This window comes from Embleya sp. AB8 (assembly GCF_049739465.1).
GTDB lineage: Bacteria > Actinomycetota > Actinomycetes > Streptomycetales > Streptomycetaceae > Embleya.
In genome coordinates, this window is sequence record NZ_JBMHHY010000017.1 from 178,949 (window position 1) to 199,834 (window position 20,886).

A 20,886-nucleotide genomic window follows, 5' to 3' on the forward strand; every position below is an offset into this window, starting at 1 on the left:
GGTCCACCCCCGACCCGACCACCGCGTTCGCCCCGACCGAGTAGCCGCGCCGCTCAGTCGGCTGCCGGCAGCGGTACGGGCATCACCAACGTGGTGAAGCTGCCCTGGTCGGCCGAGCGGACCAGGATCGGCGCGTCCGGGGCGGCGATGTCGAGGAGGACATCCGGACCGACCCCGGCGTCCAGGGCCGGAGCCAGGGTGGCCGGGTCGACGGCCAGCCGGATCGCGGGGCCCAGGCGGATCGCGGGCAGGGCGGTGTCGTCGACCCGGAGTTCGTCGGGGCCGCCGGTCAGTACCCGGATCGGATCGGCCTCCGCACCAAGCAGCGCGTCCCGCAGGGCCGTACGGTCCACCACGACCCGGGTCTTCGGGGCGGCCAACGCGGCGAGCATGTCGCGGTAGGCCGGATAGGGCTCGGCGGACGTGGTCGGCTCGTGTACGTCCTCGCCCGCGCGGAGCCGGAAGCCCGTCTGGTCGAGCTCGACGTCGAGTTCGAGGTCGAGCTCGCGGTGCCGCGTCGCCCAGTCGCCGAGTGCGGTCAGTCGCCCACTCGGACCAGCGCCTGCCCCGAGCCCTCGATCCGGATCGGGCGCAGCGTACGTACCGACAGCCGATAGCGATCGGTCGCCACCAGACGTACCTCGCCGTCGGCCACCTCGACCAGGACCCCGAACACCCCGGCCGCCGGCGCCACCTGCCGTACCGCGCTCGCCCACTCGGCCCCGCCGACGGTGGCCCGACAACCGCTCGCCCCCGACCGCAACACCCGCTCGACCACCACCCGCGCGGTGTCCACCCGGCCGCGCAACCGGTCCAGGTGCGCCCGCAGTACCGCCTCGGCCCGGTCCGGCGGCCCGTCCAGTACGGCGACCACCTCCGGCAGCGGCAACTCCGCCTCGCGCAGCCCGCGCAGGAGCAGCGCCCGCGCCGCCTGCTCCGGCGCGTAGCGGCGATAACCCGTACTCGGATCCACCGACGCGGGCCGCAACACCCCGCAGTCGTCGTAGTAGCGCAGCGCGCTCGGGCTCAACCCCACCCGCCGGGCGAACGCGCCGATCCCCAGCACCACATCGTCTTCGTGTTCGTATTCGTACGTCTCGTCCATGGCGCCGAGTCTCGGGCTTCGACCTGCTCGAAGGTCAACCCCGGGTCGACCCGACCCGACCCGGGCCGCCTCGGTCGGGAGTCAACCCCGGGCCGCGACCGCCCGGCGCCCGTCCCAGCGCACCGCGAGGAACGCGGTGGCGCCCGCGACGGCGAAGGAGAACAACGATGCCGAGGTCCAGGTCTGCGCGTGGATGTGGGTGGCGTCCTGGATGTGGCCCCAGAACTTCGCCCACCAGTCGACCGTGCCGGGGTTGATCAGCTGATACATGCAGAACCCGAGCGCCCACGGCACGAGCATCACCCACCTGGCCGGCGCGTGGTCGCCCAGGTCCCAACCGGCCCGCCCCCGCCCGGCGAACAGGTCCATCGCCAGCACCCCGAGCAGCGGGATGAAGACCGAGCCGATCAGCGACAGGAAGTTGGCGTAGGTGCTGAAGTCGTCGACCAGCAGCGCGAATCCGGTGACCAGCGCGCCCACCCCCAGGCACAACACCCGGCGGTCCACGCGTGGCGCGAGGTTCTGGATGGACATCGCGGTGCTGTAGACGTTGGCGAAGCTCTGGTCCACCTCGCGTACGACCAGTACGGCGAAGAACACCCACCCGGCGGTGACGCCCAGGAACGAGTCGAAGATCTTGTCCGCGTCGCCGCCGGCCTGGGCGATTGCGACCAGGCCGAGCAGGTAGCACCAGATGCTGGTCACCGAGAAGCCGCTCAGCGTCGCCCAGAAGGCGGACTTGGTGCCGCGCGAGTGGCGGGTGTAGTCGGACGCCAGCGGCACCCACGACACCGCGACCGCGAGCGCCGCGTCCATCGCCGGGAAGAAGCCGGACCACGAGCCCTGCGTCATCGGCGGCAGGCCCTCGCGCCACAGCTGGATCGTGAAGTAGAGCATCGCGATGCCCACCGCGATGGTTACGTAGCGACGCAGGATGCGCAGCATGCCCAGCGGGCGCAGGGTCATCGCGGTGGTGACGGTGCCGGCGGCGACGATGTAGAGCCAGTGCGGGCCGTCACCGTCCGTCATCGCCTCGATGCCCATCGAGATCACGAAGAGCTCGAAGGTGCCCCAGCCGATGCACTGGACGATGTTGAACACCGTCGGCACGTAGGAGATCTTCGTGCCGAGCAGCCCGCGCAGCACCGTCATCGCGGGCGCCCCGCTGCGCGCGCCGGGGATGCCGGCGACCGCGACCATGAGCGTGCCGATCAGCGTGCCGCCGACGGCCGCGACGATCGCGGCGATCATCGACAACTGGGGGTAGCCGGCCGGCGCGAGTACGGCCAGGGCGCCGGAGAAGCCGAGCAGGCTCACCCCGAGGTTGGCCCAGAACGCCGCCTGGTCGCGGAAGCCCAGGGTGCGCGGCGGCGCGGTGTCCAGGATCAGCGGTGCCTCGGCGTCGGCGGGCGACCGCGGCCCGGACTCGGGCTCGTGTTCGGCGCGTGCGTCGCCCATGACTGGAGCCGACATGGCTCTACCTGCTCTCCCTACGCCGGCATTACCCGGTCAGGTTCAAGCGGTCGGTGGCCCCGGGATGCGCATCGGCTTGCCGCCGACATCCCATGCCGCCCTCTCAGCCCGGTTGGTCCGAGCTCCCGCGATGGCGTGGCGAACAGTACGCGCCTCGCGGGTCGCTTGGGAAGGCGGGGGTGGTGGTGGGCCCTCGCGGCTCACCAGCCCGAGTGGGTGAAGGCGGCCCAGCCGGTGAGGTCGTCCGGGACGATCGCGCGGGCCTGCGCGGCGAGTTCGGCGGGCATCGCGGTGGGGATTCCGCGCTTGGGATCGCGCATCCACAACTGGGCGGTACGCAGGGCCTGGGCCGGGGGCAGGCCGCGACGGTCAAGGTAGTGGTGGGCCATGTAGCGGACCAGCGCTGTGGTCGTCGCGTCCACCGGCCACAGTGTGGACAGGAGGGTGTGGGTCCCGGCGGTCAGGTATTCGGCGCCCAGCCGCCAGGCCTGCCGATGGCTGCCGGCCGGGGCGAAGGCGATCGGGTCGCCGGCGGCGCGGCCGATGCTCGTCGGGTGGTGCGGGTGCGGGTCGGCCGCCGGGCGCGCGGCGACCTCGCACAGCAGGCGGGCCGCGCCGATGTACGAGATCTGCGCGCCCTGCAGTGCGTGTCGCCGGCGGCCGTCGACGAGCGACCAGGCGGCATGCCACGGCACCGCGCCGAACGGCCCGGCGGGCAGCAGGACCAGGGCGGGCGCTCGGCCGAACGCACCGGGCAGCGCGGCGAGTACGGGTCCCATCACCGCGTCCCAGGCCCAGGCGCACAGCGCGGCGAGTTCGTCCGGCCGGTGCGCCCGATCGCCCCCGGCCGGGACCCGATCGTGGTCCAGCTCGGGCAGGTCGAGCACCCGGGTCGCGCCGTCGGCGCCGGTCGACACGGCCGCCCCCGGCACGAGTTGGACCAGCGCGTCGGCGCCGAGCCGGTGCAGCGCGGCGGCGATCTCGGCGGCGGGGGGCGGGTCGAGGAGGGTACGCCAGGGCATGCCCTCAGCCCCGGCCCCGACCCGACCGGCGGCCACGTGGGTCGCGGCCCGGAACAGCCGCGCGTCGGGCGGCGCGGCGAGTCGGGCTCTGCGGAGGCAGGTCCGTGCCTGGTCGAAGGCGCGGGCGTCGCCGCCGGCCCGCTCGGCCTGCGCGGCGTGGGCGATGCCGGCGACGTAGGCGAATTCCGGCCAGCGCTGATCGGTCGGGGGGAGGGTGGAGAGGGACTCGGTGAGGAGGTCGAGGGCCTCGGCGAGGGAAGCGGGCTCGATGGGGCGTTCGACCGAACCCGAGGCCAACCACCGCGCGCACCGGGCCCGGCCGCGTTCGCCCTGCGCCCGGGCGCGTCGCGTCTCCGCGTCGACGTCCGCCATGTCCACCCCCGCCTGCCCCCGCGCGCCGGGACCACCGTACTCGGGCGGGTGATCACGCCGAACCCGGTTGCGGCCGAGGGTTTTCGGCGCGGCGCGGCGCGGTGCGGCGCGATGCGGTCCGGCCCGCCGGGGCCGGGTGGTGACGCTTCGTCAGGCGCCCTTGTGACGGCGTCTTCCGGTGCTTTCCAGGTAGCGGGCCAGGCCGGAGAGGATCATGCACATGCCGATGTAGATCGGGGCGATCACCATGACCACCGGGATGAAGGGGAGGCTGTAGTCGAGGTTGGTGGCGATCTGTTTGCCGGCGTAGAGGAATTCCTCGTAGGAGATCAGATAGCCCAGCGAGGTGTCCTTGAGGGTCACCACCAACTGGCTGATGATCGTGGGCAACATGGTGCGCACGGCCTGTGGGATCAGGATGGTCACCATCACCGCCGTCTTGCGCATGCCCAGTGCGTAGGCCGCCTCGCTCTGGCCCTTGGGCACCGCGTTGACGCCGCCGCGGAAGACCTCGGCGAGCACCGAGCCGTTGTACAACGTCAGGCCGGCGATCAGGGCCAGTCGGGGTTCGACCTTCATCGCGATGAAGATGAAGAAGATCATCACCAGGACCGGCATGGCCCGGAAGAATTCGACCACGAGACCTGCGATCCAGCGCACGATGCGGTGGTCGGACAGCCGCCCGGCGGCGAAGAACGCGCCGAAGGCGAGGGAGAGTACGGCCGCCCACGCGAAGATCTGGAGGGTGTGCCACAACCCGCGCAGCAACAACTTCTGCACGCCGACGTATTCGAACGGCGCCCACTTGTCGGCGGCGAACTGGTGTGTGTCGATCAGCTTGTAGATCACCCAGGCCAGTACGCCGGCCAGCAGCGCGGTGAGGATCCAGCCGTAAGTGCGGTGCCGGGCCAGTGCCTTCGGGCCGGGTACGTCGTACAGCGCCGAGGTCTCGGTACTCATCGGGCCACCTCCAGGCGCTTCTCCAGGAAGCGGAACAGGGCGCTGATCGCCAGCGTGATGATCAGGTAGCCGACCGCGATCCACAGGAACGTGGCAACGATGTCGTAGCCGAGTTCGTTGAGCGTGCGGTAGGTGCCGAGCAGTTCGACGACGCTGAACGAACCGGCGATCGCGGTGTTCTTGGCGAGTGCGATCAGCGTGCTGCCGACCGGTGGGATCACCGCGCGCAGCGCCTGCGGCAACACGATCAGGCCGAGCGTCTGGCCGAAGTTCATCCCCAGACTGCGGGCCGCCTCGCCCTGCCCGACCGGCACGGTGTTGATTCCGGCGCGCACCGCCTCGCAGATGAACGCCGAGGTGTAGCAGCCCAGGGCGAGTACGGCGAGAGTGAAGAAGGGCAGTACCACGCCGAAGCGCGGCAGGCCGAGGACGACCGCGAAGAACAGCAGGGTGAGCGGGGTGTTGCGGAGCACGGTCACCCAGGTGCCGCCGATCAGCCGCGCCGGCCGGACCGGGGAGACCCGGCAGGCGGCCATCAGCACGCCGACGCCGAGGGCGATCGCCGCGGCGGCCAGGGTCAGTTCGACGGTACCGACGAAGCCCTTGCGAAACAGGGTGAAGTTGTCGAGCAGTACGTTCATCGTCGACGCCTTCCGTTAGTGCGGCACTAGTACCGGTCCACGGGCGGCGGCGGGGGAGCCGGTACGCCGGAGAGGCCGAGGGTCGAGTCGTAGGCGCGCTGCCAGTCGCCGTTCTGTTCGTGTGCGACGATCGCGTCGTCGAGGGCGAGCCGGAAGGTGCGATCGCCGCGCGGAACCCCGATGCCGTACGGCTCCTTCGAGAACGGCTGCCCGGCGAGCCGGAGTTGGTCGGGGACCTTGGCGGCGTAGCCCTTGAGGATCGTGTCGTCGGTGGTGACCGCGTCGACCTGAAGGCTGATCAGGTTGTCCACGCAGACCGAATAGCTGTCGTAGGCGACGGCGGTGGCCTTGGGGTAGTTGGACACGATCCGCTGGTACGGCGTGGAGCCGGCGACCGAGCAGACCTTCTTGCCGGCCAGGTCCTGTGGGCCGTTGATGGACTTGTCGTTCCTGCGGACCAGGAGGGACTGGCCGGCGATGTAGTACGGCCCGGCGAAGCCCACCAGCTTCTTGCGGTTGTCGTTGATCGTGTACGTCCCGACGTAGTAGTCCACTTCGCCGTTCTGCAACGACGTCTCGCGGTTCGCGGAGGTGATCGTCTTGAACTCGACCCGGTCCGCCCCGAAGCCGAGCGACGCGGCCATCATCTTGGCGATCTCGATGTCGAAGCCCGAGTAGTAGCCGGTCGCCGGATCCTGCGCCGCGACATAGGGCTGATCGGCCTTGGTGCCGACGATCAGTCGGCCGCGCGACTTGGCCGAGCGGAAGGTGGGCGAGTCGAGGTCGACGCCGGTGGCGACCTGATAGGACGGCAGATCCTTGGCCTTGGGGCCCTTGGGCGGGGGTGTGCCGGATTTGCCGCAGGCGGTGAGGAAGAGGGCGAGGGAGAGGGCGAGGAGCAGGAGGACGAGCAGCTCGGTGGTGGAGCGGCGGGTGCGCATGTGTACCGATCCCCTCAGTGCTTGAGGATCTTGGACAGGAAGTCCTTGGCCCGGTCGGTCTCCGGGTGGTCGAAGAAGTCGCCGGGCGTGCGCGACTCCATGATCCGACCGTCCGCCATGAACACCACACGATTGGCCGCCGAGCGGGCGAAGCCCATCTCGTGGGTGACCACGACCATCGTCATGCCCTCGACCGCGAGCGTGCGCATCACCTCGAGCACCTCGTTGATCATCTCCGGGTCGAGCGCGGAGGTCGGTTCGTCGAACAACATCACCTTGGGATCCATCGCCAACGACCGGGCGATCGCGACGCGTTGCTGCTGGCCGCCGGACAGCTGCGCGGGATACTTGGGCGCCTGATCGGCGAGGCCGACCCGGTCGAGCAGTTCGCGGGCCTTCTTCTCCGCCTCGACCTTGCTGCGCTTGCGGACCTTGATCTGAGCGAGAGTCAGATTCTCCAGGACGGTCTTGTGCGCGAAGAGGTTGAAGGACTGGAACACCATGCCGACCTCGGAACGCAGCCTGGCCAACCCGCGACCCTCGGCCGGCAGTGGGGCGCCGTCGATGGTGATGCTGCCCGAGTCGATCGTCTCCAGGCGATTGATGGTGCGACACAGGGTCGACTTGCCGGAGCCGGACGGGCCGATCAGGACGACCACTTCGTTGCGGGCCACCGTCAGGTCGATGTCGCGAAGCACGTGCAGCGACCCGAAGTGCTTGTTCACGCCGGAGAGTACGACGAGTGGGTCTTCCGAGGTCACAGGTATCCGACTCGCCTTCGACAGGGTGCTGGGGCCGTACGCAAGCGCACTTGCCCGTTCCATCCACCTCGGCGGGTGGATTCAGTCGCGCCGACGGCGCCAACCCCTCTAACGGCCGATAGAGTCCCCTCGCGCGGGTGACCCACGCCCGGTACGCGCCGGGTTCGCGCGGTCTTCGCGCCCGGTGCGCGGTCGGTTCGTTACCGATGCGCGGCGCGGTCGGTGGGGGTGCCGACGGGCGGTTGGCGGGCGGTTGGCGCGTGCTCGAGCCGGCGGACGCGGGATCGTGCGATGGTGTGGGGCGGGTCTGGTCGAGGGTCTAGTCGAGGGAGCCGTCGATGGCCAAGGTCAACATCAGCCTGGACGCGAACGCCGTGATCGAGGTCATGGTCCTGTCCGGCGTGCGCAACGCGCAGGACGCGATCGAGGCGATCGTGCTCGACTACATCGCGCGCGGGCACCGTACCGAGGCATTGACCGGCAATGTGGAGGAGCACCGGCGTACGGTCGAGGAGCGGGAGCGGCGCAACCCGGTCACCGAATAACCGACCGGTCCGCGACCGTCGCGACCCATCGCCGGGCGCGTCGCCGGGCGCCGGGGTCCGAGCCGCTGTGTGACGGTCGACAGCCCTGCGTCAGAATGTCGGTGACACGTGTGACAGGGAGCCATGGGTCGGGGCCGACGGGGGAAGGGGTGCGTACGCATGCGGTTGTGGATGACCTATATCGCGTTCATGTCCTCGATCGGCCTGACCAACCGCACGACCGACATCTGGCGCAGCGCGCGGGTGGCCGACGACATAGTGTTCGCGTTTCGCGCCCTGCCGCTGGGTGATCCGGCGCGGCGTGGCCTGGTCCGGGCGATGGCGCTGGTGGCGATCCAGATGTGGTGTCTGTCGATCGTGATCGCGGTGTCGCCGTGGTTCGCGGCGGACGGGAAGACCTCGGGGGCCTTCTGGGGCTATCTGTCGTCAATCGCGATTCTGGTGGCGATGGCGGTCGCGGTGATCCAGGCGACGGTGATCCTGTTCAACCGCCCACGCACGGTGGTGGCCCCGCACATGCGGTCGGAGCGGGGCATTCTGCGCTAGCGCCGGGTGGGCCGGCGGAGCGTCGAGCGTGGCCCGTGCTCACGGCGACACCGGGCAGCCGCCGTAGCCGAGGACGTGTTCGCGCAGGAGGTCGGCGGTGGCCGGGTCGCGGCGGCGGAAGGCGGCGACGATCGGCTCGTGGTCGGCGGCGTTCTCGTGCAGGTCCATCCGGTAGACGCGGATCGACAGCGTGGTCCACACCTCGATACCCAACGACTCCCACACCGAGCGCAGCAGTGCGTTGCCCGCCGCGGCGACGATCTCGCGATGGAAGGCCACCCCGTGCCGGACCTGCGCGGTCGCGTCGCCCGCCGCCGAGGCCGCGTGCAGCGCCGCGACGTGTCGGTCCAGCGCGGCGAGCCGCTCGTCGTCGATCCGGGGCAGGGCCAGGCGGGCGGCGGTCTCCTCCAGGCCGGCCCGGACCGGGTAGATCTCGCGTAGGTCGGCCTCGCTGAACGAGCGCACCCGGACCCCCTTGTTGGGCTCCGACTCGACCAGGCCCAGCTGTTCCAGCTCGCGCAGCGCCTCGCGCACGGGTGCCTGGCTGACCCCCAGTTCGACCGCGACGCGGCGCTCGACGATGCGCTCGCCCGGGCCCCAGCGGCCGGCGACCACGGCCTCCGTGACGTATCGGCGGATCTGCTCGCGCAGCGGGCGACGTTCGAGAGTCGGGCGAGGCGGCTGCGGCTCGGTCATCGCGCCAGTCTAGATCGCCGACCCGACTTTTGCGCAATGATCGATCATTGCGCAGAATGAATACGCTTCGTCGCGGGCTTCGCCGGGCTTCGGCCGGAAGTCCGCACCCAGAAGCCTTCACCGATACGAAGGAGGGCGGCCCGGATGTCACACCACACGTCGAGCCGTACCCCGACCGGGCAGCTCGACCAGCTCCCCGACCGGGATCCCGAGGAAACCGCGGAATGGGCCGAGTCGCTCGACGCCGTCGTACGCGCCGCAGGCCCCGGTCGAGCCCGGCTGCTGCTGGCCCGCCTCCTCGAACACGGCGCGCGCCATGGCCTCGACCTGCCGCCGGTGACGCGCACCCCCTACGTCAACACCGTGCCCACCTCGGCCGAGCCGGACTACCCCGGCGACCTCGGCCTGGAGGAGCGGATCACCGCGTACAACCGGTGGAACGCCGCCGCGATGGTGACCCGGGCCGGCCGCTTCGGCCTGGGCGGGCACATGGCCACCTACGCGTCGGCGGCCTGGTTGTACGAGGTCGGGTTCGAGCACTTCTTCCGCGGCCGGGCCGACGGTGGGCCCGGCGATCAGATCTACTTCCAGGGGCACGCCTCGCCCGGGGTGTACGCGCGGGCCTTCCTGGAGGGGCGCCTGACGGCCGATCAGCTCGACCGGTTCCGCCGCGAGGTGGGCGGCGGCGGACTGCCGTCCTATCCGCATCCGCGTTCCCTGGCCGGCTTCTGGGAGTTCCCGACGGTGTCGATGGGCCTGGGCCCGCTGGCCGCGGTCTACCAGGCGCGGTTCAACCGCTACCTGCACAACCGGGGAATCAAGGACACCGCGCGCAGCCGGGTCTGGGCCTTCCTCGGCGACGGCGAGATGGACGAGCCGGAGGCCACCGCCGCACTCACCCTCGCCGCGCGCGAGGGGCTGGACAATCTGACCTTCGTGATCAACTGCAACCTCCAGCGCCTGGACGGCCCGGTACGCGGAAACGGGCGCGTGGTCCAGGAGTTGGAGAGCGTATTCGCCGGCGCCGGCTGGCATGTGGTCAAGGCGCTGTGGGGGCGGGACTGGGACGACCTGTTCGCCCGCGACCACGACGGCGAGCTGATCCGCCGGCTCGAGGCCACGCCCGACGGCCAGTTCCAGACCTACTCGGCCGCCGACGGCGCGTACATCCGGGACAACCTCTTCGCCGGCCCGCCCGATCTGCGCGACATGGCCGCCCACTTGGACGACGCGCGGCTCGGCGAGCTGGTCGGGTTCTCGCGCGCGGGCCACGAACCGCGCAAGGTACACGCGGCCTACCGCGCGGCGGTCGAGCACCGGGGCGGGCCCAGTGTGGTGCTGGTACAGACGGTCAAGGGCTGGACGCTCGGGCCCGGCTTCGAGGCGCGCAACGCCAACCACCAGATGAAGAAGTTGCGCCAGGACGAGTTCCGGGTGATGCGCGATCGGCTCGATCTGCCGGTGTCCGACGCCGAGTTGGCCGACGAGCTGCCGCCCTACCTGCACCCGGGCCCGGACTCGCGCGAGGCCCGCTACCTGGCCGAACGCCGCCGTGCACTGGGCGGTCCGGTACCGGCGCGGCGCACCACGTTCACCCCGCTGCCGACGCCGCCGGCGCTGACCGAGGCGCCGTTCGCCGCATTGCTCAAGGGATCGGGCAAGCAGGAGATCGCCACCACGATGGCGTTCGTCCGGCTGGCCAAGGACCTGATGCGCGATCAGGTGGTCGGTCGGCGCTGGGTGCCGATCGTGCCGGACGAGGCGCGCACCTTCGGGATGGAGTCGATGTTCCCGACCGCGGGCATCTACTCGCCGCGCGGGCAGACCTACGACGCGGTGGACCGCGATCTGCTGCTGTCCTACCGGGAGGCGGTCGACGGGCAGATCCTCAACGAGGGCATCACCGAGGCGGGCGCGGTCGCCTCCTTCACGGCGGCGGCCACCGCGTATGCCACGCACGGCGAGCCGATGATCCCGTTCTACGTCTTCTACTCGATGTTCGGCTGGCAACGGGTGGCCGACCAACTGTGGGCGCTGGCCGACCAGATGGGTCGTGGCTTCCTGATCGGAGCCACCGCGGGTCGGACCACGATGACCGGGGAGGGGCTGCAACACGCGGACGGCCACTCGCAGTTGATCGCCTCGACGAATCCGGCGGCGGTGTCGTACGACCCGGCGTTCGCGTACGAGATCGCGGTGATCGTGCGCGAGGGGTTGCGGCGGATGCTTACGGCCACGCCGGAACACCCCACCGGCGAGGACGTGTTCTATTACCTGACGGTCTACAACGAGCCGCTCCCGCAGCCGGCGATCCCGAGCCTGGACGCGACCGAGGGCATCCTGCGCGGCATCCACTGCTGCGCGCCCGCCGCCGACGCGGACGCCGAACTGCTCGCCAGCGGCACGGCGGTGCGGTGGGCCCTGGAGGCACAGCGGCTGCTCGCCGAGGACTGGGACGTGACCGCCCAGGTGTGGTCGGTGACCTCGTGGACCGAACTGCGGCGCGAGGCACTGGCCGCCGGGGAGGAGCAAGTCCCTTACATCACCCGGGCGTTGGCCGACGCGACCGGCCCGGTGGTGGCGGTCAGCGACTGGATGCGCACGGTCCCGGACCAGATCGCCCCGTGGGTCCGCCAGGACTGGACCTCGCTCGGCACCGACGGCTTCGGCGTCTCCGACACCCGCATCGCGGCCCGCTCCCACTTCGGCGTGGACGCGGTGTCGATCGTGATCCGAACGCTGACGATGCTGGCCGGGCAGGGCAAGGTCAAGCCGGAGGCGCCGGGGGAGGCGATGGCGCGGTATGGGCGTTCGGTGGGGTGAGGTCGAGTAGGTCGGGGTCTGGGGGAGGGGACGGGACGGGATCGGGATCAGGATCGGGGCCGCCGCCGTCGAGTTCGATGGCGGCGGCCCCGATCGTTGCTCAGCTGCCGGCGATCCCGTTGGCGTCGGGGGTCTTGCCGCCGGCGAATGTGTAGACGTTGCCGTTCGCGGCGCGGGCCCAGAGGTCCGCCTTGCCGTCGCCGTCGAAGTCGCGTGTCGCCGGGATCACCGGACTGGCGTAGGCAACCAGTCGAGTGGGACACCCGCAACGGATATGAGGAACCGTGGAGTTGGTGAATGTGGCGCGCTGTGTTCCCGGGGATTCGGAGTGTGGTCCTCGGCTTCCGTGATTTACCGATGTACCCGATTTGCCGGTCGGGATGACGCTTGGCGCGGCCAACAGGTTGTAGTGAGAGATGACACATCGTGGTGTCGTGCGGAAAATGCGTGGTCGGGTGGCACGGGGGCCGGCAACGTTTTGCGGCATGGTGATGTTGCGTCAGATTCGGGCCGACTTCGATGCCGCGTCCTTGGTGGTCTATCAGGCGTATTCGCCGGCCATTGCCGAACCCGCCTTGCGGGAGGGGCGGTTCGTGGCGCCGTTTTCGTTCGGGCGGATGACGTGGGTCAAACCGTCGTTTCGGTGGTTGATGCACCGTAGTGACTGGGGGCGAAAGGCGGGCCAGGAGCGGGTGTTGGCCGTGCGGATCAGCCGGAGTGGCTTTGAGGAGGCGCTGGGGCGGGCCGTGTCGACCGAGGGGTCCGTGGCGGGGGCCGATGTGCATGTGCAGTGGGATCCGGAGCGGTCGTTGCGTGGGGCGGCGCTGAACCACTACAACATTCAGGTCGGGATCGGGCGCGGATTGATCCGGACGTTCAATGAGGAGTGGGTTGTTGGGATCTCGGATTTGACGCCGTTGGTGCGGCGGGTGGCGGGATTGGTGAAGGACGGACGGGTCGCCCAGGCCCAGCGGTTGTTGCCGGCGGAGAAGGTGTATCCGTTGCCGGCGGCGATTGCGCGGCGGGTCGGCGCGGACGGGTGATCTGCCGACCGGGTGGGGCTCGGTGGTCCGGTCAGGTGATTGTTTTGGTGAGTGGGGCTGTGGTCGGTAGGGAGATGGCGATCGACAGGCCGCCGTGGGGGTTCGGTTTTGTGGTTATTTGGGCGGCGTGGGCCTTGATTATTGCTTGCACTATGGACAGGCCCAGGCCTGAACCCGTCGCGGAGGCCGTGCGGTTGGGGTGGAAGCGGTGGAAGGGTTCGAAGAGGTCGGGGATACGTTTGGCCGGGATCATCGGGCCGGTGTTGCGGATTCGGAGGGAGCCCGGCGAGATGCCTACCGTGACGAAGCCGCCCGGGTGGTTGTGCCGGATGGCGTTTTCGATCAGGTTGGTGAGGAGCTGACGTAGGAGTAGCGGGTCTCCGGATACCGTGCAGTCGGCGATGTTCGTGGTGATTCGGACGCCCGCTTGGGTGGCCGCCTGCCGGGTTTGGGCCAGGACTTCGGTGGTCAGGTCGTGGAGGGCCACCGGGGCCGGCCGGATGTTGCCGCGTTCGCTTTTCGCCAGGCTCAGCAGGCCGTCGATGAGGCGTTCGGTGCGGCGGTTGAGGGCCAGGAGCTGTTCTCGGGTTTCGACGATTTCGGTGGGGGAGTGCGGGTCGGCCAGGCCGACTTGGATCGCGGTGCGTTGAATCGTGAGTGGGGTGCGTAGTTCGTGTGAGGCGTTGGCGACGAACAACCGCCGGCTGTCGAAGGATTTCTCCAGGCGGTCGAGCATGCCGTCGAACGTGTCGGCGAGTTCTTTGAGTTCGTCGTCCGGGCCCGGCATGCCGATGCGTTCGTGCAGGTTGTGTTCGGACAACCGGCGGGCGGTTGCGGTGATGCGGTGCACCGGGCGCAGCACCCGGCCCGACATCCACCAGCCGACCAGGATCGAGGTCGCCGCCAGGAGGAGTAGGGCCGCCCCCAGCACGGTGAGGATCTGGTTCATCGTCACGTCCTGGCCGGCCGAACTGGCTCGACGGATCGCCTCGGTCGGGAAGGTGGCTTGGGCCGGTGCTCCGGGCATGAGCTGTGCCGGTTGGGCCAGGCCGATGCTGACCGGGTGGTAGCTCTCGGCGGTGGTGGTGGTGTCCACCGCCAGGGTCCTGGCCAGTGCGACCGGGAGCCGTTGGGACAGCCGCTCGTTGACGAACCAGTACACGATCGCGAGCAGCACCGTGCCGACGACAAGGGACATGCCGCCGTAGAGGAGCGCCAGTCGGGCCCGCGCGGACGGGCGGCGGAACAGGGCACGGCGGAGCAGGCGCAGGTCGCCCGCCAGGCTGCTCATATCGTGTATCCCGAGCCGGGGACGGTGTGGATGACCTGGGGATCGCCCAGTTTGGCGCGTAGTTTGGACATGGTCACCCGTACCGTGTTGGAGAACGGGTCGATGTTCTCGTCCCAGACACGTTCGAGGAGTTCCTCCGCGCTGACCACCGCGCCGTCGGCCGCCATCAGGGTGGCGAGGATGGCGAACTCCTTGTGGGCGAGCCGGATGTACTCGCCGTCCCGGGTGACCTGGCGCCGTGCGTTGTCCAGCACGATGCCGTGTCTTTCCAGCACCGGTGGCACGGCGGGCGTGGCTCGCCGGCCCAACGCCTGTACGCGGGCGAGCAGTTCGGCGAACTCGAAGGGCTTGGGCAGGTAGTCGTCCGCGCCCAACCGCAGACCCGCGACCCGTTCCGGGACCGTACCGGCCGCGGTCAGCATCAGGATCCTGGTGCGCAGCCGGCCTGCCACCACGGCCCGGCAGACGTCGTCGCCGTGCGTGCCGGGCAGGTCGCGGTCCAGGACGAGCACGTCGTAGTCGTTGACGGAGAGCCGTTCCAGTGCGCTGTCGCCGTCGTATGCCACGTCCACGGCGATCGCCGCGCGACGCAGGCCGCGGGCGACCAGGTCGGCCAGCAGTTCCTCGTCCTCGGTGACCAGGACTCGCACGGTTTCGTCGCTCCGCTTCAGGGGTTGGGGGTTAGGGGTTGGGGTTGGGAGTGATGGGGGGACCAACCTCACTGTTTATACGGGAGTCCGTGTTAGCTCCGGATAACCAAAACGGGAGACGGGCGGGAAACCGGCCGCCGCGTAGACCTGCTGTCGGAAGCCGACAGGACAGGGACTACAGGTGGGAGTGGCAGTGACGACGAGGTTCGGGCGGGCCGCGCTGCGCGGGGCGGTCGGGGTGGTCCTGGTGAGCGGGCTCGCGCTGAGCACGGCCGGGTGCGGCAGCGACGGCGGTGGGTCGACGAAGAGCAAGGTGGCCTCCGGCGGCGGCGCCGGCAAGAAGTCCGGCGAGCCGCAAGCGGGGGCCGGGGCCGGGGGCGCCGGCAAGGACGAGGACGCGGCGCGGTACGAGCAGATGGTCAAGTTTGCGGGGTGTATGCGCGAGAACGGGATCGACATGCCCGATCCCGAGCCCGCCGCGGGCGGCGCGGTGCGAATGCGGGCGATGCCGGCGGACGGCGACAGTTCCAAGACCGAGAACGCGATGAAGGCTTGCGAGAAGTACCAGCCGAAGAGCGAATTCGACCCGAACGACCCCAAGTTCAAGGAGTGGCAGGCCAAACGCACGGCCTGCCTGCGGGACCACGGGGTGGACATCGGCGACAGCGGGACCGCCGCGATGACGGTGGACGCGAGCGACGAAAAGGTCATGAAGGCCATCGAGACGTGCGACAAGCAGGTTCCGCCGCCCGCGAAGAAGAAGTGAAGCAGGGGGCCACAGGGCGAAATAGGGACGGGACGGTTTTGTGGGTTCGATCGAGACTTCAGCGCACCAGGGGCAGCAGAAGCAGCAGAAGCAGCAGGAGCAGCAGTACGAGGAGCCGCCGGCGGCGGGCGGAGCGGATCGTTCGGCGTATCCGCGCGAGCGTAGGCGGCGTCGGCGTCGACGGGCGCTCGCGGCGGCGCTGGTGCTGGCCTCGGCGGGCGGTGCGGCGGGCGTACTGCTCTCCGACGGCGGCGGTGATTCCGGTACGTCCGCGAACCGCACGAAGCTGGACGCGGTGCCGGTGACCCGGGCGGACCTGGTCGACCGGCAGAACGTGGACGGCCGGCTCGGGTACGCGGGCGCGTATTCGGTGAACGCGGCGGCGGCCGGTCCGGACAAGCCGCCGGGGAGCGAGGCCCCGCCGCCGTCCCAGAGCCCGGGTCCGGGCACGGGGTCGGGAGCGGGCACACCCCAGGGCTCCGGCCAGGGCCAGAACCAGGGCCAGAACCAAGGCCAGGGCAAAGGCTCAGGCTCAACCGGAGGTGGAGGTGGCGGGCAGGGCGGCGCGAACCCGCCCCCGGACGCCGGCACCGGCTCCGGTCCCGGCACCATCACCTGGCTGCCGGGTGTCGGGGACACCCTGGCGCGCGGTGATCGGGTCTATGGCCGGGACGGTACGAAGGTGCCGCTGTTCTACGGCGAGACGCCGTTCTGGCGGGCGTTGTCCGTCGGCGTGGACAAGGGCGCGGACGTCCGTGAGTTGGAGCAGAATCTGCAGGCTCTGGGGTATGGCGGGTTCACGGTGGACGAGAAGTTCACCGAGGCGACCGCCGCCGCGTTGAAGAAGTGGCAGAAGGACATGGGCCACAAGCAGACCGGCCGGTTCGATCCGGGCGACGCCGTCGTATTGCCCGACGCGGTTCGGGTCGGCGAGGTCTCCGCGACGCTCGGCGCGAGTTCGCAGGGGCCGTTGCTGAAGGCGAGTGGGACCGGTCGGCGGGTCACCGTCAATCTGCCGGTCAACAAGCAGACGTTGGCCACGAAGGGCGCCAAGGTCCAGGTCACCCTCCCCGGCGGCCGGACCGCCGGCGGCACGATCACCCAGGTCGGCACGGTGGCCAAGGAGGGCGAGCAGACTCCGGGCGGCTCGCCGGGCGGGGACAAGGCCACCATCCCGGTCGACATCGCGCTCGATCAGCCGAAGGACGCCGGCACCCTGGACGGTGCGCCGGTCACCGTCGGGTTCACCGGCAAGGAGCGCAAGGGTGTGCTCACCGTCCCGGTCAACGCGTTGCTCGCGCTCGCCGAGGGCGGCTACGGCGTCGAGGTGGTGGAACCGGACGGCGGTACGCGGCTGTCGAAGGTCGAACTCGGGATGTTCGCCAACGGCCGGGTCGAGGTGACCGGCGACGGGATGGCCGAGGGCCTGAAGGTCGGGGTGCCCAAGGCATGACCAGGAAATGGCTGCGCGGCACGTCGCGCGGGACGACCGAGTCGCCGCCCGGTGCGGCCGGCCCGGTACCCGTGCTCGAACTCGACGGCGTCGGCCGGTCCTACCCCGGCGGGGTGCGCGCCTTGATCGACGCGAACCTCACCGTCGAGGCGGGCGAACTCCTCGCCGTGGTGGGGCCGTCCGGGTCCGGCAAGTCGACCATGTTGCAACTGATGGGCACGCTGGACCGGCCGACGGAGGGGGTGGTGCGGTTGCTCGGGCACGACGTCGCGCGGTTGCGGGATCGGCAACTCTCCGGCGTCCGGGCGAACTGGATCGGCTTCGTGTTCCAACAGTTCTTCCTCACCGAGCACTTCACCGCCGTGGACAACGTGGCCAACGGCCTCTACTACCACGGCATTCCGGTCCGTGAGCGGCGTGAACGCGCGGCCGACGCGCTGGTTCGGGTCGGCCTGGGCGCTCGGCTCGACCATCTCCCGCGCGAGCTGTCCGGCGGCGAGCGACAGCGGGTCGCGATCGCCCGCGCGCTGGTCGCGCGACCCGCGTTGGTGCTGGCGGACGAGCCGACCGGCGCGCTCGACTCGCGCGCCGGTGCGACGGTGCTCGGCCTGCTGCACGAACTGCACGCGGACGGGGCCACGATCGTGGTGATCACCCACGACCCGGGGATCGCCCGGTCGTTGCCGCGCCGGGTGGAGATCCTGGACGGTCGGATCCACGCGGACAGCGGCGGGCCGAGCGCCGGGACCACGATGTCGGCGGCGATGTCGGCGGGGGTGTCCGGATGACGGCGGTAGGTCAGGACACCGTCGGCGCCCGGCCGACGCCCGTGCCGCTGCCCGGTACCGCCCGGCTCGGGCCGGTCGACGTGGTGCGGGTCGGGCTGCTCGGGGTGCGGGGTCGGCCGATGCGCGCGATCCTGTCCGGCCTGGGCATCGCGATCGGGATCGCCGCGATGGTGGCGGTGCTCGGCATCGGTACGGCCAGCCAGGCCCGGCTGATGGAGCAGATCCGGAGCCTGGGCACGAACATGCTCTCGGTCGGTCCCGGCGACTCGATCTTCGGCGGCCAGGTGCAACTGCCCGAGGAGGCGGTGGACATGGTGCGTCGGATCGGGCCGGTGACCTCGGCCAGTGCCACCGCCCAGTTGGAGGGTCGGAGCGTACGTCGGTCCGACCGGATCGACGCGCGCGAGACCAAGGGCATCACCGTCGCGGCCACCCGGGAGGACCTGCTCGGCACGATCGGCGGCAAGGTCGGGAAGGGACAGTGGTTCAACGCGGCCACCGCCCGCTACCCCACGGTCGTGCTCGGCGCGCGGGCGGCGGAGCTGCTCGGGGTGGACGGGCCGAATCGGCAGGTGTGGATCGGCGACCGGTGGTTCACCGTGCTGGGCATCCTGGACCCCGTCCCGCTGGCCCCCGAGGTGGACCGCTCGGCGCTGGTCGGCTGGCCCGCCGCCAAGGAGCTGCTGGGCTTCGACGGCCATCCGACCCGGATCTACGAGCGTTCGGGCGAGGACGCGGTCGGCGATGTACGCAACGTGCTCGCGGCCACGGTCAACCCGGCCAACCCCGCCGGGGTCAAGGTCAGCCGCCCGTCCGACGCGCTGGAGGCGCAGTTGGCCGCGAAGAACACCTTCACCGGCCTGTTCGTCGGCCTGGGCGCGGTCGCGCTGCTGGTCGGCGGGGTGGGGGTGGCCAACACGATGGTGATCTCCGTACTCGAACGGCGCCGGGAGATCGGCCTGCGGCGGGCTCTGGGCGCGGGGCGGGGCCAGATCCGGCTCCAGTTCCTGACCGAGGCGGTCACCCTGTCCGGGCTCGGCGGGGTGGCGGGGGTGTTGCTCGGGCTGATCGTGACCACCGGGTACGCCCATGCGCAGGGGTGGCCGCTGGTGCTGCCGTGGCCGGCCATCCTGGGCGGCGTCGCGGCCTCGGTGGCGATCGGCGCGCTCGCCGGTCTGTATCCGGCGGGTCGGGCGGCGCGGCTGCCACCGACGGAGGCGCTCAGCGCGGGCTGAGGGCGCCGCCGAGCCGGGTCGGCGCCGGACGGGCCGGCCGTCGGCTGGGCAAAGTCTGGGAGCCGGCTGGGCAAGATTCGGGCGGCGGGCCGGGCCTGCGGTTCGGGGGTGCGTTGCCCGCGCGGCGCCGCGTCGCGCGGGCGCCGGGGAGGCCGGCGGATATGCACGCGGATATGCGTACCGAAGTCGCTCGATCGTGGATCTCACCATCCGCGATCGGGCGATTTCGCTGTGTCGAGACCCCATTCGGGGCTTCGCGGTGGGTGGTTCGCCCCGCCAACCGCCGTGCGGGGATTTCCCCGAGCCGCCGCGCCGACCCGGCGGGTTCGGCATCCTTGCAGGTCAGGGCGCGCGCGAAGGTGTCGCGTACGACCAGATGATGAGGTCGGTCCGGCCAAGTCATCGATTGGGTTGACGATGACCGGCGCCGGCAGTCGGTAATCTTTGAGACGGAAAGCGGTTCACCACCCCCGCAACGCCCGGTCGGCCGGAACCTGTCGCAACCGCGGAGCGTCCGCCCAGCGGCAACCCACCGACCGGTGTGTCGAGTCCTCGTTTTACGATGGCGCAGCTGAGGGCAGGGCGTGGTGGGGCGCCACAACGCCACCGGCCCGGGTCCGTGGCTGTCGGACTCGGCGAGTCGTTGGGGGTTGATCAGCAGTGTTGCGCGTTCTCGACGATCGCCGGGACGACGGCGACGACGTCACCGGCGGCGGATCCGCCCCGGCGGGCACCCTGATCGAGTCACGGCTGCCCGACGGCGCCGAGCCGAAGGACGGGGCCGACTCGGCGACGCGGGGCGGCGACGGTTCGGGTACCGGGCGGCGCGGCCCGCGCGGTCTGCGTGGCCTGCTGTGGTCCGCGCCCTGGCAACTGTTGCGCTTCCTGTGGCGGACGCTGTGCGGCGAGTGGCGTGGCATCGTCGCCGATCCGGTGCGCCAGCTGTGGCGCAGCCGCGGCAAGGGACTAGCCCTGGCCGTGGTGGCGAGTTCCGCGGTGATCTTCTTCCATGCGATCGGGCAGACCCCGGCGGGCAAGACGGTGGTCCGTCTGGTCGGTGGGGTCAGCGCCGATCTGCCGTTGTGGTTGGCCCTGCTGCGGACGCCCATCTCGCTGTTCGTGCCCGCGCTCAACCTGCCGGTCTGGGCGGGCATCACCCAGCTGTTCCTGGCGTTCGCCATCGCCCAGCTCTCGCTCGGCGTCGGGCGGACGCTGATGGTCGCCTACGTGACGACGCTCGCGGGCACGATGGGCGCCCGGATCATGATCGCGATCGGCCCCGAGCATGCGATCGGCCTGCCGGAGAAGGCGGCACACGTGCTGGACACGGGTCCGTCGGCGGCGGTGGTGGGCCTGTTCACGTACCTGTCGATCGTGCACCGCGCGCCCATACTCTTCACCATCACCGGCGGGTCGATGGTCCTGGAGTCGATCATCCTGCCCAACCTGGCCGGCCGTGAGCACCTGATCGCGGTGGGTGCGGCGATCGTGCTCGGGCTGCTCGCCGGGCGGTCGCGGCCGAAGTGGCTGGCCTGGACCGACGGGCCGCGGGCGCGGGTGGGGGCGCTGGTTGCCGTACCGATGGCCCGGGTGCGGGCGCTGGGCGCGGTGCCTGGCCGGTGGGTGCGTGGGTCGCGGCGGCGGCCGGTGGTGCGGTCGGTGGCGGGGCCGGTGGATTTGAGTAAGGGCGAGCGGGGCGGCACGGTCGGGTCCGAGGTTGGGGTTGTGGTGGGGCGGGCGCGCGAGAGCGCTTGATTGGGTGGGCGGCGATGTGG

Annotated in this window: 21 protein-coding genes; 9 read left to right on the forward strand and 12 right to left on the reverse strand. The window is 70.8% G+C overall.

Features of this window, described 5'->3' with window-relative positions:
* Window positions 1-53: 53 nt before the first annotated feature.
* The 8 genes from ABIA38_RS25825 to ABIA38_RS25860 form a co-directional block, all read right to left on the reverse strand.
* Window positions 54-380, reverse strand: a complete 327-nt coding sequence (locus tag ABIA38_RS25825; RefSeq protein WP_424641203.1) for a hypothetical protein — start codon at window positions 378-380, stop codon at window positions 54-56.
* Window positions 381-538: 158 nt separating this feature from the next.
* Window positions 539-1,105 carry a MerR family transcriptional regulator gene (locus ABIA38_RS25830; RefSeq protein WP_424641204.1) on the reverse strand — a complete coding sequence of 189 codons (567 nt, stop codon included), beginning with the start codon at window positions 1,103-1,105 and terminating at the stop codon, window positions 539-541.
* Window positions 1,106-1,186: 81 nt separating this feature from the next.
* Entirely contained in the window at window positions 1,187-2,563 is a 1,377-nt protein-coding gene (locus ABIA38_RS25835; protein ID WP_424641205.1) for a purine-cytosine permease family protein, read from the reverse strand.
* 215 nt (window positions 2,564-2,778) lie between these two features.
* Entirely contained in the window at window positions 2,779-3,972 is a 1,194-nt protein-coding gene (locus ABIA38_RS25840) for a CHAT domain-containing protein (protein ID WP_424641206.1), read from the reverse strand.
* Window positions 3,973-4,122: 150 nt separating this feature from the next.
* Window positions 4,123-4,932 (reverse strand): amino acid ABC transporter permease, encoded by an 810-nt coding sequence (locus ABIA38_RS25845; RefSeq protein ID WP_424641207.1) that lies wholly within the window; start codon window positions 4,930-4,932, stop codon window positions 4,123-4,125.
* Entirely contained in the window at window positions 4,929-5,573 is a 645-nt protein-coding gene (locus ABIA38_RS25850) for an amino acid ABC transporter permease (protein ID WP_424641208.1), read from the reverse strand. The genes ABIA38_RS25845 and ABIA38_RS25850 overlap by 4 nt, the downstream gene beginning before the upstream one ends.
* Before the next feature lie 26 nt (window positions 5,574-5,599).
* Window positions 5,600-6,514, reverse strand: coding sequence for a glutamate ABC transporter substrate-binding protein (locus ABIA38_RS25855; protein WP_424641209.1), 915 nt, complete (start codon window positions 6,512-6,514; stop codon window positions 5,600-5,602).
* 14 nt (window positions 6,515-6,528) lie between these two features.
* Window positions 6,529-7,239, reverse strand: coding sequence for an amino acid ABC transporter ATP-binding protein (locus ABIA38_RS25860; RefSeq protein WP_424641262.1), 711 nt, complete (start codon window positions 7,237-7,239; stop codon window positions 6,529-6,531).
* 374 nt (window positions 7,240-7,613) lie between these two features.
* On the opposite strand from ABIA38_RS25860, the gene ABIA38_RS25865 reads away from it, so the two are divergent.
* Window positions 7,614-7,820, forward strand: coding sequence for a DUF2191 domain-containing protein (locus ABIA38_RS25865; protein WP_424641210.1), 207 nt, complete (start codon window positions 7,614-7,616; stop codon window positions 7,818-7,820).
* Between the two features lie 159 nt (window positions 7,821-7,979).
* On the forward strand, window positions 7,980-8,366 hold the full coding sequence (locus ABIA38_RS25870) for a hypothetical protein (RefSeq protein WP_424641211.1): 387 nt from the start codon (window positions 7,980-7,982) through the stop codon (window positions 8,364-8,366).
* Window positions 8,367-8,405: 39 nt separating this feature from the next.
* Here ABIA38_RS25870 and ABIA38_RS25875 read toward each other — a convergent pair whose 3' ends face one another.
* Window positions 8,406-9,062: a GntR family transcriptional regulator gene (locus ABIA38_RS25875; protein ID WP_424641212.1), complete on the reverse strand. Its 657-nt coding sequence runs from the start codon at window positions 9,060-9,062 to the stop codon at window positions 8,406-8,408.
* A gap of 144 nt (window positions 9,063-9,206) precedes the next feature.
* Here ABIA38_RS25875 and aceE point away from each other — a divergent pair, with 144 nt between their 5' ends.
* Window positions 9,207-11,885, forward strand: a complete 2,679-nt coding sequence (aceE, locus tag ABIA38_RS25880) for a pyruvate dehydrogenase (acetyl-transferring), homodimeric type (RefSeq protein ID WP_424641213.1) — start codon at window positions 9,207-9,209, stop codon at window positions 11,883-11,885.
* Window positions 11,886-11,985: 100 nt separating this feature from the next.
* On the opposite strand, the gene ABIA38_RS25885 is transcribed toward aceE, so the two are convergent.
* A complete protein-coding gene (locus ABIA38_RS25885) occupies window positions 11,986-12,114 on the reverse strand; it encodes a hypothetical protein (RefSeq protein WP_424641214.1) in 129 nt (42 codons plus the stop codon).
* A 256-nt stretch (window positions 12,115-12,370) separates the two neighbouring features.
* Here ABIA38_RS25885 and ABIA38_RS25890 point away from each other — a divergent pair, with 256 nt between their 5' ends.
* Window positions 12,371-12,928 (forward strand): DUF4291 domain-containing protein, encoded by a 558-nt coding sequence (locus tag ABIA38_RS25890; RefSeq protein ID WP_424641263.1) that lies wholly within the window; start codon window positions 12,371-12,373, stop codon window positions 12,926-12,928.
* A 31-nt stretch (window positions 12,929-12,959) separates the two neighbouring features.
* On the opposite strand, the gene ABIA38_RS25895 is transcribed toward ABIA38_RS25890, so the two are convergent.
* Both ABIA38_RS25895 and ABIA38_RS25900 read right to left on the reverse strand, forming a co-directional pair.
* The gene (locus ABIA38_RS25895) at window positions 12,960-14,219 is read right to left on the reverse strand and encodes a sensor histidine kinase (protein ID WP_424641215.1); all 1,260 of its coding nucleotides are present in this window, start codon (window positions 14,217-14,219) and stop codon (window positions 12,960-12,962) included.
* A complete protein-coding gene (locus ABIA38_RS25900; RefSeq protein ID WP_424641216.1) occupies window positions 14,216-14,869 on the reverse strand; it encodes a response regulator transcription factor in 654 nt (217 codons plus the stop codon). The genes ABIA38_RS25895 and ABIA38_RS25900 overlap by 4 nt, the downstream gene beginning before the upstream one ends.
* A gap of 193 nt (window positions 14,870-15,062) precedes the next feature.
* Between ABIA38_RS25900 and ABIA38_RS25905 the strand changes: the two genes are divergently transcribed.
* The 5 genes from ABIA38_RS25905 to ABIA38_RS25925 all read left to right on the forward strand — a co-directional run bounded on the left by ABIA38_RS25905 (window position 15,063) and on the right by ABIA38_RS25925 (window position 20,866).
* Entirely contained in the window at window positions 15,063-15,635 is a 573-nt protein-coding gene (locus tag ABIA38_RS25905) for a hypothetical protein (protein ID WP_424641217.1), read from the forward strand.
* A 40-nt stretch (window positions 15,636-15,675) separates the two neighbouring features.
* On the forward strand, window positions 15,676-17,088 hold the full coding sequence (locus tag ABIA38_RS25910; protein ID WP_424641218.1) for a peptidoglycan-binding protein: 1,413 nt from the start codon (window positions 15,676-15,678) through the stop codon (window positions 17,086-17,088).
* A complete protein-coding gene (locus tag ABIA38_RS25915; protein WP_424641219.1) occupies window positions 17,085-17,876 on the forward strand; it encodes an ABC transporter ATP-binding protein in 792 nt (263 codons plus the stop codon). Before ABIA38_RS25910 ends, ABIA38_RS25915 begins: the two co-directional genes overlap by 4 nt.
* Window positions 17,873-19,111, forward strand: coding sequence for an ABC transporter permease (locus ABIA38_RS25920; RefSeq protein ID WP_424641220.1), 1,239 nt, complete (start codon window positions 17,873-17,875; stop codon window positions 19,109-19,111). The genes ABIA38_RS25915 and ABIA38_RS25920 overlap by 4 nt, the downstream gene beginning before the upstream one ends.
* A gap of 660 nt (window positions 19,112-19,771) precedes the next feature.
* On the forward strand, window positions 19,772-20,866 hold the full coding sequence (locus ABIA38_RS25925) for a hypothetical protein (RefSeq protein ID WP_424641221.1): 1,095 nt from the start codon (window positions 19,772-19,774) through the stop codon (window positions 20,864-20,866).
* Window positions 20,867-20,886: the final 20 nt, after the last annotated feature.

Bases quoted from the DNA above. Each gene is read 5' to 3' on its own strand.
- ABIA38_RS25870 (WP_424641211.1), top strand. From the start codon at position 7,980: ATGCGGTTGTGGATGACCTATATCGCGTTCATGTCCTCGATCGGCCTG.
- ABIA38_RS25830 (WP_424641204.1), bottom strand. From the start codon at position 1,105: ATGGACGAGACGTACGAATACGAACACGAAGACGATGTGGTGCTGGGG.
- ABIA38_RS25835 (WP_424641205.1), bottom strand. From the start codon at position 2,563: ATGGGCGACGCACGCGCCGAACACGAGCCCGAGTCCGGGCCGCGGTCG.
- ABIA38_RS25895 (WP_424641215.1), bottom strand. From the start codon at position 14,219: ATGAGCAGCCTGGCGGGCGACCTGCGCCTGCTCCGCCGTGCCCTGTTC.
- ABIA38_RS25920 (WP_424641220.1), top strand. From the start codon at position 17,873: ATGACGGCGGTAGGTCAGGACACCGTCGGCGCCCGGCCGACGCCCGTG.
- aceE (WP_424641213.1), top strand. From the start codon at position 9,207: ATGTCACACCACACGTCGAGCCGTACCCCGACCGGGCAGCTCGACCAG.
- ABIA38_RS25845 (WP_424641207.1), bottom strand. From the start codon at position 4,932: ATGAGTACCGAGACCTCGGCGCTGTACGACGTACCCGGCCCGAAGGCA.
- ABIA38_RS25840 (WP_424641206.1), bottom strand. From the start codon at position 3,972: ATGGCGGACGTCGACGCGGAGACGCGACGCGCCCGGGCGCAGGGCGAA.
- ABIA38_RS25915 (WP_424641219.1), top strand. From the start codon at position 17,085: ATGACCAGGAAATGGCTGCGCGGCACGTCGCGCGGGACGACCGAGTCG.
- ABIA38_RS25850 (WP_424641208.1), bottom strand. From the start codon at position 5,573: ATGAACGTACTGCTCGACAACTTCACCCTGTTTCGCAAGGGCTTCGTC.
- ABIA38_RS25875 (WP_424641212.1), bottom strand. From the start codon at position 9,062: ATGACCGAGCCGCAGCCGCCTCGCCCGACTCTCGAACGTCGCCCGCTG.
- ABIA38_RS25865 (WP_424641210.1), top strand. From the start codon at position 7,614: ATGGCCAAGGTCAACATCAGCCTGGACGCGAACGCCGTGATCGAGGTC.
- ABIA38_RS25890 (WP_424641263.1), top strand. From the start codon at position 12,371: ATGGTGATGTTGCGTCAGATTCGGGCCGACTTCGATGCCGCGTCCTTG.
- ABIA38_RS25855 (WP_424641209.1), bottom strand. From the start codon at position 6,514: ATGCGCACCCGCCGCTCCACCACCGAGCTGCTCGTCCTCCTGCTCCTC.